Origin of the sequence: Actinomadura sp. NPDC048021, assembly GCF_040653135.1 — a bacterium.
GTDB classification, from domain to species: domain Bacteria; phylum Actinomycetota; class Actinomycetes; order Streptosporangiales; family Streptosporangiaceae; genus Spirillospora; species Spirillospora verrucosospora.
Genome location: NZ_JBEZJQ010000031.1, coordinates 23429 through 36369, shown reverse-complemented (window position 1 = coordinate 36369; position 12941 = coordinate 23429). Strand labels below are relative to the sequence as shown.

The following is a 12941-nucleotide window of genomic DNA, read 5'->3' as shown; positions in this document are numbered from 1 at the left end:
TCACCTGATCGGAAGGCCGAGCCGATGCGTCCACACCCCTCGCGGGCCCTCGCCGTCCTCGCGGCCGGGCTCCTGCTCACCGCCGCGGCGGGCTGCGGCGGCGGCACCACGTCCGGCGACGGCGACCCGAGGACGCTGACCTACTGGGCCAGCAACCAGGGCACCGACCTCGCGGCCGACCGGAAGGTGCTGGAACCGGAGCTGGCCAAGTTCGAGAAGCAGACCGGCATCCGGGTGAAGCTGGAGGTCGTCCCCTGGACCGACCTGCTCAACCGCATCCTCGCCGCCACGACCTCCGGCCAGGGGCCGGACGTGCTCAACATCGGCAACACCTGGTCGGCGTCGCTGCAGGCGACCGGCGGCCTGCTGCCCTTCGACTCCGCCGCGATGGCCGAGGTCGGCGGCGCGGGGCGGTTCGTCCCCGCCGCGCTCGCCGCCGCGGGCGCCAAGGGCAAGGCCCCGGCCGCCGTCCCGCTCTACTCCCTCGCCTACGGCCTCTACTACAACAGGAAGATGTTCGCGGACGCGGACCTGGAACCGCCCAGGACGTGGCGGGAACTGGTCGACGCCGGCCGCGCCCTCACCAAGGACGGCAGGTACGGAATCGCGATCGAGGGCGCCAGCATCCCCGAGAACGTCCACCAGGCGTTCACGCTCGGCCAGATGTACGGCGCCGACTTCTTCACCCCGGACGGCAGGCCGCAGTTCGCCACCCCGCAGGCCGTCGCGGCCGTCAAGTCCTACGTCGACCTGCTCGGCAAGGAGAAGATCGCCGCGCCGGGCAACGCCGAGTACTCGGCCAACCAGTCGCTGAACGACTTCGCCACGGGCAAGGCCGCGATGCTGCTCTGGCAGGCCACCACCAGCGGGCTCACCAACCTCGGCATGAAGCCCGGCGAATGGGGCGTCGTGCCGACCCCCCGGCCGTCCCCGGCGCCGCCGGGCGGCCGGAACATCACCTCCATGGTCGCCGGCATCAACATCGCGGTCTTCAGGAACACCGGCAACCGCGGCGGCGCGCTGAAGTTCGTGAAGTTCATGACCGGGGACGAGGAACAGAAGATCCTCAACAGGGCGTACGGATCGCTGCCCCCGGTCGTCTCGGCCCAGAGCGACCCGGCCTTCGACACCGCGGACCTCAGGGTCTTCAAGAGCGTCCTCGCCACGAGCGCGGCGCCGCTGCCGCAGGTGCCGCAGGAGAGCCAGTTCGAGACCGCCGTCGGCACCGCGATGAAGGAGCTGTTCGCCGACGCCGCCGCGGGCCGCCCGACCACCGAGGCCGAGGTGCGGGAGCGGCTCGCCGCCGCCCAGCAGCAGATGGGCGGGTAGCGCGTGACCGCCGCCGACGTGCCGGCCGCCGCCCTCCCCGACGGGGAGGGGGCGGCGCGGCCGGGGGAGACCGGGCCCGCCGGGCCGCGGCGGGGGAGGCGGCGGCCGCGGCTGCCTCCGGGCGCGCTGCCGTACGCGCTGCTCGCGCCCGCCGCCGTCGCCGAACTGATCGTCCACGTCGTGCCGATCGCCGTCGGGATCTGGATGAGCTTCAAGGAGCTCACCCTCTTCTACATCCGCGACTGGTCGAGGGCGCCCGGCAGGGGCCTCGGCAACTACCGCGTCGCGGTGGACCTCGACGGCGCGATCGGCGCGGACCTGCTGCGCTCGTTCCTGGTCACGCTCGCCGTCACGCTCCTGGCGGTCGCCCTGTCGTGGCTGTTCGGCGCCGCCGCGGCGATCCTCACGCAGGACCGCTTCCGGGGGCGCGGGCCGCTGCGCGCGCTCTTCCTCGTCCCGTACGCGCTGCCCGTCTACGCCGCCGTGATGACCTGGGCGTTCATGTTCCAGCGCGACAACGGGCTGGTGAACCACGTGCTGGCCGACCAGCTGCACCTGACCGGCGGCGGCCGGCCGTTCTGGCTGATCGGCGGCAACAGCTTCTGGGCGCTCGTCACCGTCGTGGTGTGGCGGTCGTGGCCGTTCGCCTTCCTGGTCCTGACCGCCGGGATGCAGAGCGTCTCCCGCGACCTGTACGAGGCCGCGGCGCTGGACGGCGCGGGCATGTGGCGGCGGATCCGGCACATCACGCTCCCGGCGCTGCGGCCCGTCAACCAGGTGCTCGTCCTGGTGCTGTTCCTGTGGACGTTCAACGACTTCAACACGCCGTTCGTCCTGTTCGGCAAGGCCGCCCCGGACGGCGGCGACCTCGTCTCGGTGCACATCTACCACGCCTCGTTCGTCACCTGGAACTTCGGGACGGGCTCGGCGATGTCGGTGCTGCTCCTGCTGTTCCTGCTGGTGGCCACGGCGGCGTACCTGCTCGCCACGTCGAGGAGGAGGCCCGCGCATGGCTGACACGCGTCCCGCCCGCAAAGGCCGCGCGCCGACCGGCCCGCCCGCCTCCTTCGTCTGGACGCGGCGGATCGTGCTGACCCTGCTGACCGCGTTCACCCTCCTGCCGGTCTACGCGATGGCCAGCTCGTCGCTGAAGCCGCTGGAGGACGTGCAGCGCCGGTTCCGCTGGATCCCGTCGCGGCCGACGGTCCGCCCCTACGTCGACATGTGGTCGACCGTCCCGCTGGCCCGCTACTTCGCCAACAGCGTGATCGTGGCGGGCGGCGCGACGCTGGCGTCCGTGGCGATCGCGATCGGCGCGGCGTACGCCGTCAGCCGGTACCGGTTCACCGGCCGCCGGGCGTTCACGGTGACGGTGCTGTCGACGCAGATGTTCCCGGGGATCCTGTTCCTGCTCCCGCTGTTCCTGATCTTCGTGAACGCGGGGAACGCGACCGGCGTCGCCCTCTACGGCAGCCGCGGCGCGCTCGTCCTGACCTACCTGACGTTCTCGCTTCCGTTCTCGATCTGGATGCTCGCCGGGTACTTCGAGTCGATCCCTCGAGAGCTGGACGAGGCGGCCCGGGTCGACGGCTGCGGGCCGGTCGGCGCGCTGCTGCGGGTGATCCTCCCGGCGTCGCTGCCCGGCGTCGTCGCGGTGACCGTGTACGCGTTCATGACCGCCTGGGGCGAGGTCCTGTTCGCCTCGGTCATGACCAGCGACCGGACCCGCACGCTCGCGATCGGACTGCAGGGTTACTCCACGCAGCACGAGGTCTACTGGAACCAGGTGATGGCCGCCTCCCTCGTGGTGAGCGTCCCCGTCGTCGCCGGGTTCCTGCTGCTCCAGCGCTTCCTGGTGGCCGGGCTGACCGCCGGCTCCGTCAAGTGACCCGTCTCGACGACCCCGAGGGAGACCCGTGCCCATCGACGACCTGACCGCGTTCGGCCCCGACTTCGCCTGGGGGGCGGCCACCTCCGCCTACCAGGTCGAGGGGGCCGTCGCGGAGGACGGCCGCGCCCCCTCCATCTGGGACGCCTTCTGCCGCGTCCCGGGCGCGATCGCCGGGGGCGACACCGGCGACGTCGCCTGCGACCACTACCACCGCTGGCCCGCGGACCTCGCGCTCATGGCGGAGCTGGGCCTGCGCGCCTACCGGTTCTCGATCGCCTGGCCGCGCGTGCTGCCCGCCGGTGGCGGCCCGGTCAACGCGGCCGGGCTCGCGTTCTACGACCGGCTCGTGGACGCCCTGCTCGCGGCCGGGATCGAGCCCCACCCGACCCTGTACCACTGGGACCTGCCGCAGGAGCTCCAGGACCGCGGCGGCTGGCCGTCCCGCGACACCGCCGGGCGTTTCGCCGAGTACGCCTCCGTCGTCGCCGCGGCGCTGGGGGACCGCGTCACCTCGTGGGCGACGCTGAACGAGCCGGTGTGCGCGGCCTGGATCGGGCACCTGGAGGGGGCGATGGCGCCCGGCGTCGCCGACATCCGCGCGGCCGTGCCCGCGGCCTACCACCTGCTGCTGGCGCACGGCCTCGGCGTGCAGGCCGTGCGCGCCGCCGCCCCCGGCGCCCGCGTCGGCGTCGTCAACCTGCTCACCGACTGCGAGCCGGGCGGCGAAGGCGAGCGGGACGCGGCGGCGGCGCGGCGCGAGGACGGCCACCACAACCGCTGGTGGCTCGACCCGATCCACGGCCGCGGGCTGCCCGCCGACATGATCGAGGAGTACGGGGTGGAGCCGCCGGTGCGGTCCGGCGACCTGGAGGCGATCGCCGCCCCGCTCGACTGGCTCGGCGTCAACTACTACCGCCGGTCCGTCACCGTCGACGACCCCGGCGGCCCGCCGCCGCGCACCCGGCAGATCACCCCGCCGGGGACGCCGCGCACCGGCATGGACTGGGAGATCCACCCGGACCGGCTGGCGAAGGTCCTCGTCCGCGTCACCGAGGACTACGCGCCGCGCAGCGTCATGGTCACCGAGAACGGCGCCGCCTACGCCGACACCGTGACGCCCGGCGGAGCCGTCCACGACGCCGAGCGCACCGCCTACCTGGAGGCCCACCTGTCGGCGTGCGCGGCGGCGATCCGCGCGGGGGTCCCCCTGGACGGCTACTTCGCGTGGTCGCTGCTGGACAACTTCGAGTGGGCCTACGGGTACGCGCAGCGGTTCGGGCTCGTGCACGTCGACTTCGCGACCCAGGAACGCCGCGTCAAGGACAGCGGGCGCCGCTACGCCGAGATCATCCGCGCGCACCGGGACCTCCGGGCGCGGCCCCTGGCGTCCCGCTCTCTAGAGTGAGGGCCGACCGGCTCAGGCGAGGTGAGGAGGCCGGGTGGGCGGGATCCTTGTGGCCAACCGGGGAGAGATCGCGCTGCGGATCGTCCGGGCCGCGTCAGAGCTGGGCCTGCGGACGGTCGCCGTGCACACCCGCGACGACGCCGCCTCGCCGCACACGCGGCGCGCCGACGAGACGCGCGCCCTGCCCGGCGACGGCGCCGCCGGCTACCTCGACGCCGGCGCGCTGGTCGCCGCCGCGAAGGACGCCGGCGCCGCGGCCGTCCACCCCGGCTACGGCTTCCTGAGCGAGAACGCGGGCTTCGCCGCCGGCTGCGCCGCCGCCGGGCTGGCCTTCGTCGGCCCGCGCCCGGAGCTGCTGGAGCTGTTCGGCGACAAGGCCAGGTCGCGCGCCCTGGCGCGTGAGGCGGGCGTGCCCGTGACGCCCGGCACGCCCGGCGCGACGAGCCTCGCCGGCGCCGAGGCGTTCGCCCGCGAGCACGGCACCGTCGTGATCAAGGCCCTCCCGGGCGGCGGCGGGCGCGGCATGCGCGTCGTCACCGGGCCCGCCGCCGTCGCGGACGCCTACGAGCGGTGCCGGTCGGAGGCGCTCGCCTCCTTCGGCGGCGGCGAGCTGTACGCCGAGAAGTACGTCCCGCGGGCCCGCCACATCGAGGTCCAGGTCGCGGGCGACGGCTCCGGCGCCGTGACCCACCTGTGGGAGCGCGACTGCAGCGTCCAGCGCCGCCACCAGAAGCTGATCGAGATCGCCCCCGCGCCCGCGCTGCCCGCGGGCGTCAGGGACGCGCTGCTGGACGCCGCCCTCCGCATGGCCGCCTCGGTCCGCTACGAGAGCCTCGGCACCTTCGAGTTCCTCGTCGACGGCGAGGAGTTCTGGTTCCTGGAGGCCAACCCCCGGCTCCAGGTCGAGCACACCGTGACCGAGGAGATCACCGGCGTCGACCTGGTGAAGGCGCAGATCAGGCTGGCGCTGGGGGAGGACCTCGCCGGAGTCGGCCTGGCCGCGCCGCCGCGGGCGTCCGGCTGCGCCGTCCAGGTGCGGGTCAACGCCGAGACGATCGGCGCGGACGGCGTGCCGCGCCCGAGCGCCGGGACGCTCACCGCGTTCGCGCCGCCGTCCGGTCCCGGGGTCCGCGTCGACACCCACGGGTACGCCGGCCACCGCGCGAGCCCGCGCTACGACCCGCTGCTGGCCAAGGTCGTCGCCCGCGCGGAGGACCTGCCGTCCGCCGCCGCCCGCGCGCACGGCGCCCTCGGCGAGTTCGAGATCGCGGGAGTGGCGACGAGCATCCCGCTGCTGCAGGGCGTGCTGCGCCATCCCGGCTTCACGGCCGGCGGCGCGCGCACGTCCTTCATCGACGACCACCTGCCCGAGCTGCTGGCGAGCGAGCACCGCCGGTACTACGTCGAGACGGCCCCGCGCACCGCCGGGCCGGGGCCCGCGGCCGGCCCGGACGCGCCGCCCGGCACGGTCGCCGTCCCCGCGCCCACGCAGGGGACGGTCGTGAGCGTCGAGGTGGCCGAGGGCGACCTCGTCGGGGCCGGGGCTCCGCTGCTGGTCCTCGAAGCGATGAAGATGGAGCACGTCGTCCGCGCCGGAGAGGCGGGCGTCGTGCGGGCCCTGGCCGCCGCGCCCGGCGACACCGTCGCCGAGGGCGCGCCGCTGCTGTTCACCGAGCCCGCCGAGGGGGGCGGCGAGCACGCCGCCGAGGACGAGGCGGCCGATCTCGACCTGATCCGCGCCGACCTCGCCGAGACGCTGCGCCGGCACGAGAGCGGGCTCGACGCGGCCCGCCCCGAGGCGGTGGCCCGGCGGCACGCGCGCGGCCGCCGCACCGCGCGGGAGAACATCGACGACCTGTGCGACGCCGGGACGTTCATCGAGTACGGCGCCCTCGTCATCGCCGCGCAGCGGCGGCGCCGCTCCCTCGACGACCTCATCGAGCGCACCCCCGCCGACGGCATGGTCTGCGGCATCGGGGACGTCGACGGCGCGCAGGCCGTCGTCCTGTCCTACGACTACACGGTCCTCGCCGGGACGCAGGGCCACCTGAACCACCGCAAGACCGACCGCATGCTCGACATCGCCCACCGCCGCCGCCTGCCGCTGGTGCTGTTCGCCGAGGGCGGCGGGGGACGCCCCGGCGACACCGACACCACGACCGTCTCCGGCCTCGACGTCACAACGTTCCACGCCATGGGGCGGCTCAGCGGCGCCGTCCCGTCCGTCGGCGTCGCGAGCGGGCGCTGCTTCGCCGGGAACGCGGCCCTGCTCGGCTGCTGCGACGTCATCATCGCCACCCGGGACGCCAACATCGGCATGGGCGGCCCCGCCATGATCGAGGGCGGCGGCCTCGGCGTCTTCACGCCCGAGGAGATCGGCCCGGTCGGCGACCAGGAACCGAACGGCGTCATCGACCTCGTGGTGGACGACGAGGCCGAGGCGGTCCGGGCGGCCCGCCGCTACCTGTCCTACTTCCGGGGCCCGTCGGACGGCTGGGCCTGCGACGACCAGCGCGTCCTGCGGCACCTCGTCCCGGAGAACCGGCTGCGCGCCTACGACGTCCGCCGGGTCGTCGCGCACCTCGCCGACACCGGGTCGGTGCTGGAGCTGCGCCGCGCGTTCGGGGTCGGGATCATCACCGCGCTGGTCCGGATCGAGGGCCGCCCGACGGGCCTGATCGCCAGCAACCCCGCGCACCTCGGCGGCGCCATCGACCGCGACGCCGCGGACAAGGCCGCCCGGTTCCTGCAGCTGTGCGACGCGCACGGCCTGCCGGTGGTGTCGCTGTGCGACACCCCCGGCTTCATGGTCGGCCCGGACGCCGAGCGGACCGCCACCGTCCGGCACTTCAGCCGCCTGTTCGTCATCGGCGCCAACCTGCGCGTCCCGATCGTCACGATCGTGCTGCGCAAGGGGTACGGGCTCGGGGCGCAGGCCATGGCGGGCGGCGGGTTCAGGGCGCCGCTCGCGACCCTCGCCTGGCCCACCGGCGAGATCGGCGGCATGGGGCTGGAGGGCGCCGTCCGGCTCGGGTTCCGCAAGGAGCTGGAGGCCGCCGAGGACCCGCGCGCGATGTTCGAGGAGATGGTCGCCGCGGCCTACGAGCACGGCAGGGCGCTCCACGCGGCCACCGTGTTCGAGCTGGACGACGTGATCGACCCGGCCGACACGCGGCGCTGGATCACCGCGACGCTGGCCGCCGCCCCGCCGCCCGGCGACCGTCCCCGCCCCTGGATCGACACGTGGTGAGGCGCGGCCCGGCGCGGTAGGCGTCCCGCACGCGGGGATCGGCCCGCACCTCCGCCGGGGGCCCGGCGGCGATCACCTTGCCGTCGTCCAGGACGTGCAGGACGTCGCAGACGCCGAGCACGGGCTCGATCTCGTCCTCGACGACCAGCACCGCCAGCCCCTCTCCGGCCAGGTCGCGCAGCAGGACCTCCAGCGCCCGCGCGTGCCGCACCGGAAGGCCCGCCCACGGCTCGTCCAGCACGAGCACGGCGGGTTCGGCGGCCAGGGCTCGCGCCAGGTCCGTCAACCCTGCGACGCCGGGCGGCGCGTCCCGGACCGCCCTCCCGGCGTGGGCCTGGATGCCGACCCGGGCGAGCAGGGCGTCGGCGACGGCGCCCGCGTCGCGGCGCGCCTCGAGACGGCGCCGCCACCGCTCCCGCGCCGTGCGGCCCGGCTGCTCGCGGGTCATCGCGTGCCGGGCCGCGGCGGCCCGGACGGCCTCCCGGACGGTCGCCGGCCCCGCCGCGCCCGCCCGCTGGAACGTGCGGGCGATGCCGCGCCGGGCCCGCTCACGGGCCGCGCTGCGCGTCAGGTCGGCGTCGTCCAGCAGGACCGCGCCCGCCGCCGGGCGCCGCAGCCCCGTGATCACGTCGCACAGCGTCGTCTTCCCGGCGCCGCTCGGGCCGACCAGGCCGGTGACCGTTCCGGGCGGAGCGGTCAGTCCCGCCCCGTCGACCGCCGTCAGCGCGCCGAAACGGACCGTCACGTCCCGCACCCGCAGGCCCTCCGCAGCGGCCATGGCCTCCGCCCTCCGCGCCTCGTGTGATGTGGATCACTGGCGGATCCACACCCTACTGAGGAGCGCGGGCGGCGGCAACGGACCGGTGGGAGGCCGGCGGCGGTCAGGTCGCCGGGGGACCGAGCCGGTCGCGCGTCCACTCCTTCACCCCGGCGACGAACGCCTCGACGTCGGCGGCCTTGCCGGAGGCCATCTCGCCGAACCAGTCCGGCACGTACCGCTCGAACCGCCCGCTCTCCAGGACCTCCAGGACGGCCGCGGCCACCTCCTGCGGGGGCAGCGCCTCCGACAGGTCGCTGAGCGGCGGCTCGTTGCCGGGAAGGGCGAACAGCTCGGTCCCGGCGATGAGCGCGGGCTGGATCACGTGGGCCAGCACGCCCGTGCCGTCCAGGTCGACCGCCATGCTCTCCCAGAACGCCGTGAGCGCCGCCTTGGACGCGGAGTAGGCGGCCTCGTGCGGCGGGCCGAGCCGCGCCGCGACCGAGCCCACCGCCACCAGGTGCCCGCGCCCGCGCGCGACCATGCCGGGCAGCAGCGCCAGCGTGAGCCGCACGGGGGACAGGTAGTTGAGGCGCATCACCTCGTCGGCCTCGGCGGGGGACAGGTCCTGGACGCGGCGCCGCTTCGGCATCCCCGCGTTGTTGACCAGCACGTCGACGCCGCCGAGCTCGCGCTCGGCCTCGGCGGCGAGGTCGGCGACCGCGTCGGGGTCGGCGAGGTCGGCCGCCCACATCGCCGAGTCAGGGGCGTGCTCGCGGCACCGGGAGAGCACCTCCGAGAGCCTGTCCTTGCGCCGCGCCACCAGGCCGACGCGCGCGCCGGCGGCGGCGAGCGCCTCCGCCACCACGGCGCCGATGCCCGACGAGGCTCCCGTGACCAAAGCGGACCGTCCGGTGAGAGTCGCCATGCGGACCAACGTCACACAGCCCGCCCCCACCGGCAAGGCGCAGCGCCGACGCCCCCCGAGGGCGGTGCGCCGGAATGTCCGGCGGCGCCCGTGCCGTGTCGGTAAGGTAGTGGGTTTCGCCCCCCTCGCCACTCTCGCAGCCGGAGGTCTGTCCGCATGCCCGCCGAGTCCGCCGACCCATCCGAACCCGCGGTCCTGGCGGCCGAACGCGCCCACCTCGCCGAGTCCCGCGCCGCCCTGCGCCGGATGCGCGAGCACGCCGCGAGCCTCTCCGCCGACGTCGCCGCCGACTGGGTCTCCAGGCAGTTCCTGGAGTCGCTGCTCGACCAGCGGGTCGAGGCGCTCGCCGACCACCCCGACACCCCGCTGTTCTTCGGCCGCATGGACCGCGACGGCGCGGCCGGCCCCGACCTGCCCGCCGTCATGTACGTGGGACGGCGGCACGTCCACGACGGCGAGGAGGGACGCCCCCTCGTGCTGGACTGGCGCGCCCCCGTCTCCCGGGCCTTCTACCAGGCCGGGCCCGCGGACCCGATGGGCTGGCGGCTGCGGCGGCGCTTCGGGTTCCGGGCCGGCGAGCTGACCGCGTTCGAGGACGAGCCCCTCGACGGCGGCGACCCGCGGCCGGGGGCGGGCCCGTCCAGGATCCTGACCGAGGAGATCGAGCGCCCCCGGACCGGCCCGATGCGCGACATCGTCGCCACGATCCAGCCCGAGCAGGACGAGATCGTCCGCGCCGACCTGCCGCTGAGCGTCTGCGTCCAGGGCGCGCCCGGCACCGGCAAGACGGCCGTCGGCCTGCACCGCGCCGCCTACCTGCTGTTCACGCACCGGGAGCGGCTGTCGCGGTCCGGCGTGCTGATCGTCGGGCCGAACCGCGCCTTCCTCGCCTACATCTCGGCGGTGCTGCCCGCGCTCGGCGAGGTCCGGGTGGAGCAGGCCACGATCGACGACCTGCTCGGCCCGCCGCTCGGCGACGAGCCCGCGGCCGCGGCCGCCCTCAAGGGCGACGCCCGGATGGCCGACGTGCTGCGCCGGGCGCTGTGGCTGCACGTCCGCAAGCCGGAGGAGGGGCTCGTCGTCACGCGGGGCGCGGCGCGCTACCGGCTCGCCGACCACGAGATCCGCGAGATCGCCGCCGCGCTGCGCGGCACCACCCGGTACGGCAGCGGGCGCGCCGCGTTCGCGCAGCGGCTCGCGCACCAGATCCTCGTGCGGATGGAACGGCGCGGCGAGGCCCCCGACGACCGCGTCCAGGACCAGGTCGCGCGGAGCCGGCCGGTCAGGCAGGTCCTCGACGCGGTGTGGCCGAAGGTGAACGCCGAGCAGGTCCTGCACCGGCTGCTGTCGGACGCGGACCTGCTGCGCGCGGCCGCGAAGGGCGTGCTCGACGAGGACGAGCAGGCCGTCCTGCTGACGGCGAGGCCCGCCCGCTCGCACCGCTCCGCCAAGTGGACCGCCGCCGACCGGGCCCTGCTCGACGAGCTGAACGACCTCATCGAGCGCACGACCTCGCTCGGCCACCTGGTGGTGGACGAGGCGCAGGACCTGTCCGCGATGCAGCTGCGGGCGCTGGGGCGCCGCTGCGCGACGGGCTCGGCGACCGTCCTCGGCGACCTCGCGCAGGGCACGACCGCGTGGTCGGCCCGCACGTGGAAAGAGGTCCTCACCCATCTCGGGCAGGACGGGGAGGTCACCGAGCTGACCCTCGGGTTCCGCGTTCCGGGCACCGTCCTCGACTTCGCCGCCCGCCTGCTCCCGCACGTCGCGCCCGGGCTGGAGCGGCCGCGCTCGCTGCGCGCCGGCGCCGGGGCGCTCACCGTGCGGCGCGTCGCCGACCTGGCCGCCGCGACGGTCGAGGCCGCCCGCGACGCCCTCGCCCGCTCCGGTTCGGTCGGCCTGATCGTCCCGGACGCGCGGGCGGGCGCGCACGCGGCGGCGCTGGAGGCCGCCGGGCTGGAGCACGAGGTCCTCGGGCCGGAGTCGGCCGGCGCCGGACGGCTGCTCGTCATCCCGGCGTCCCTCGCCAAGGGCCTGGAGTACGACCACGTGATCGTCGCCGAGCCCGCCGCCATCGCCGCCGCCGAGGTCCGCGGCCTCGCCCGCCTGTACGTCGTGCTGACCCGCGCCGTCACCACGCTGACCGTGCTGCACGAGGACGACCTGCCCGCCGAGCTGGCGGCGCCGTAGCCGGGCGCCCTACCCGCCCGGCCGGCCCGGGCGCTCCCGCGGGCGCAGCCCCTCGAAGACGATCCGCAGGACGTCCTCGCGGGCTCCGGCGCGTCCCGCCGCGTAGGACATGCCGGCCAGCAGCGCCATGACCTCGCCCGGGCCGACGTCGGCGCGGACGGCGCCGGTCTCCTGCGCCCGGCCGAGGAGGACCCCGAGGGCGGCCTTCAGATCGGGTCCGGCGCGCCCGGTGGCCTCCCGGGCGTCGACGCCGGCCTCGGCCAGCGCCTCGGTGACGGCCTGCTTGGCGGCCGCCTGCGAGACCACCCGGGTGAAGAAGCCGAAGAACGCCGCGCCCGGGTCGGCCGAGGCCCGCAGGTCCCGCGCCTCGGCCGCCAGCCGCTCCAGCAGGGCGACGAGCACGGCCTCCAGCAGCGACTCCTTGGTGGGGAAGTGCCGGAACACCGTCCCGATGCCCACCCCCGCCTTGCGCGCGACCTCCTCGGTGGAGGCGGAGGTCCCCTGGACGGCGAAGACCTCCTCGGCCGCGGCGAGGACCTTGGCGCGGTTGCGCAGGGCGTCGGCGCGCAGCGGCCTGCCGGGGGCGGGTGACGTCATCGCTGCCTTCCGTTGACAAGTGGAGTCTTGGCTCCGTATTTTCTCATGCGGAGCCCGTACTCCGATTCTAGGGGAGACCGCATGTCAGAGTTCGCCAGCCCCCGGGCCGTCTTCCAGCGGCTGATCGACGGGATCACCGGGCTGCGGCCGGAGGGCCTGCCGCAGCTGTACGCGGAGGACGCCGTGGTCGTGCACCCGTTCGCCCAGCCGGCGTCGCGGCTGGAGGGCCGGGAGGCGCTGCGCCGGCACTTCGAGCAGCTGGAGACGCTGCCCGTGGAGCTGAAGGCGCGCAACGTCGTCGTGCACGAGACCGCCGATCCCGAGGTGATCATCACGGAGTTCGAGTACGCGGGCCGCCACACCGAGAACGGGCGGGAGTTCGTCGTGCCCAACATCTTCGTCCTGCGGGTGCGCGACGGGCACATCGTGGAGTCCCGCGACTACGCCCACCACCGCGCGTTCGACGAGGCGATGGCGTGACGCCCCCGGGCGCCGCGTCCCCGGGCGGGGTGCTCGCGCGGCGCGGCGGTTGACTGGCCGTCCCGGCCGTTCCTAGGGTGGACGCGTCGGCATACCGACCGGTTGGTATGCCCC

General features: G+C 75.5%; 10 protein-coding genes. 7 read left to right on the top strand and 3 right to left on the bottom strand.

Annotated features, from left to right (window positions below):
* Nucleotides 1-24: 24 nt before the first annotated feature.
* Genes AB0C87_RS36390 through AB0C87_RS36370 form a run of 5 tightly spaced genes read left to right on the top strand, consistent with a single transcriptional unit; the run spans nucleotide 25 to nucleotide 7875 of the window.
* Nucleotides 25-1329: a sugar ABC transporter substrate-binding protein gene (locus AB0C87_RS36390; RefSeq protein ID WP_345186286.1), complete on the top strand. Its 1305-nt coding sequence runs from the start codon at nucleotides 25-27 to the stop codon at nucleotides 1327-1329.
* A gap of 3 nt (nucleotides 1330-1332) precedes the next feature.
* The gene (locus AB0C87_RS36385; protein ID WP_345186283.1) at nucleotides 1333-2346 is read left to right on the top strand and encodes a sugar ABC transporter permease; all 1014 of its coding nucleotides are present in this window, start codon (nucleotides 1333-1335) and stop codon (nucleotides 2344-2346) included.
* Nucleotides 2339-3217 (top strand): carbohydrate ABC transporter permease, encoded by an 879-nt coding sequence (locus AB0C87_RS36380; protein ID WP_360581493.1) that lies wholly within the window; start codon nucleotides 2339-2341, stop codon nucleotides 3215-3217. Before AB0C87_RS36385 ends, AB0C87_RS36380 begins: the two co-directional genes overlap by 8 nt.
* 28 nt (nucleotides 3218-3245) lie before the next feature.
* Nucleotides 3246-4625 (top strand): GH1 family beta-glucosidase, encoded by a 1380-nt coding sequence (locus tag AB0C87_RS36375; protein ID WP_345186277.1) that lies wholly within the window; start codon nucleotides 3246-3248, stop codon nucleotides 4623-4625.
* A gap of 34 nt (nucleotides 4626-4659) precedes the next feature.
* Nucleotides 4660-7875, top strand: coding sequence for a carboxyl transferase domain-containing protein (locus AB0C87_RS36370; protein ID WP_360581492.1), 3216 nt, complete (start codon nucleotides 4660-4662; stop codon nucleotides 7873-7875).
* Here the strand turns inward: AB0C87_RS36370 and AB0C87_RS36365 are convergent.
* Together AB0C87_RS36365 and AB0C87_RS36360 are read right to left on the bottom strand one after the other, a co-directional pair.
* Nucleotides 7808-8653 (bottom strand): ATP-binding cassette domain-containing protein, encoded by an 846-nt coding sequence (locus AB0C87_RS36365; RefSeq protein ID WP_360581491.1) that lies wholly within the window; start codon nucleotides 8651-8653, stop codon nucleotides 7808-7810. The two genes, AB0C87_RS36370 and AB0C87_RS36365, sit on opposite strands and share 68 nt — an antisense overlap.
* A gap of 103 nt (nucleotides 8654-8756) precedes the next feature.
* On the bottom strand, nucleotides 8757-9560 hold the full coding sequence (locus AB0C87_RS36360) for an SDR family NAD(P)-dependent oxidoreductase (protein WP_360360286.1): 804 nt from the start codon (nucleotides 9558-9560) through the stop codon (nucleotides 8757-8759).
* A gap of 156 nt (nucleotides 9561-9716) precedes the next feature.
* Between AB0C87_RS36360 and AB0C87_RS36355 the strand changes: the two genes are divergently transcribed.
* A complete protein-coding gene (locus AB0C87_RS36355) occupies nucleotides 9717-11750 on the top strand; it encodes an AAA family ATPase (protein WP_360581490.1) in 2034 nt (677 codons plus the stop codon).
* Nucleotides 11751-11759: 9 nt separating this feature from the next.
* Here AB0C87_RS36355 and AB0C87_RS36350 read toward each other — a convergent pair whose 3' ends face one another.
* Complete coding sequence (locus tag AB0C87_RS36350; protein ID WP_360581489.1) at nucleotides 11760-12347, bottom strand: helix-turn-helix domain-containing protein; 588 nt, start codon at nucleotides 12345-12347, stop codon at nucleotides 11760-11762.
* A gap of 81 nt (nucleotides 12348-12428) precedes the next feature.
* Here AB0C87_RS36350 and AB0C87_RS36345 point away from each other — a divergent pair, with 81 nt between their 5' ends.
* Nucleotides 12429-12827, top strand: a complete 399-nt coding sequence (locus AB0C87_RS36345) for a nuclear transport factor 2 family protein (RefSeq protein ID WP_360581488.1) — start codon at nucleotides 12429-12431, stop codon at nucleotides 12825-12827.
* Nucleotides 12828-12941 lie beyond the last annotated feature (114 nt).

Coding starts and splice junctions, on each gene's coding strand:
- AB0C87_RS36360 (WP_360360286.1), bottom strand. CDS start 9,560: ATGGCGACTCTCACCGGACGGTCCGCTTTGGTCACGGGAGCCTCGTCG.
- AB0C87_RS36355 (WP_360581490.1), top strand. CDS start 9,717: ATGCCCGCCGAGTCCGCCGACCCATCCGAACCCGCGGTCCTGGCGGCC.
- AB0C87_RS36390 (WP_345186286.1), top strand. CDS start 25: ATGCGTCCACACCCCTCGCGGGCCCTCGCCGTCCTCGCGGCCGGGCTC.
- AB0C87_RS36365 (WP_360581491.1), bottom strand. CDS start 8,653: ATGGCCGCTGCGGAGGGCCTGCGGGTGCGGGACGTGACGGTCCGTTTC.
- AB0C87_RS36380 (WP_360581493.1), top strand. CDS start 2,339: ATGGCTGACACGCGTCCCGCCCGCAAAGGCCGCGCGCCGACCGGCCCG.
- AB0C87_RS36350 (WP_360581489.1), bottom strand. CDS start 12,347: ATGACGTCACCCGCCCCCGGCAGGCCGCTGCGCGCCGACGCCCTGCGC.
- AB0C87_RS36345 (WP_360581488.1), top strand. CDS start 12,429: ATGTCAGAGTTCGCCAGCCCCCGGGCCGTCTTCCAGCGGCTGATCGAC.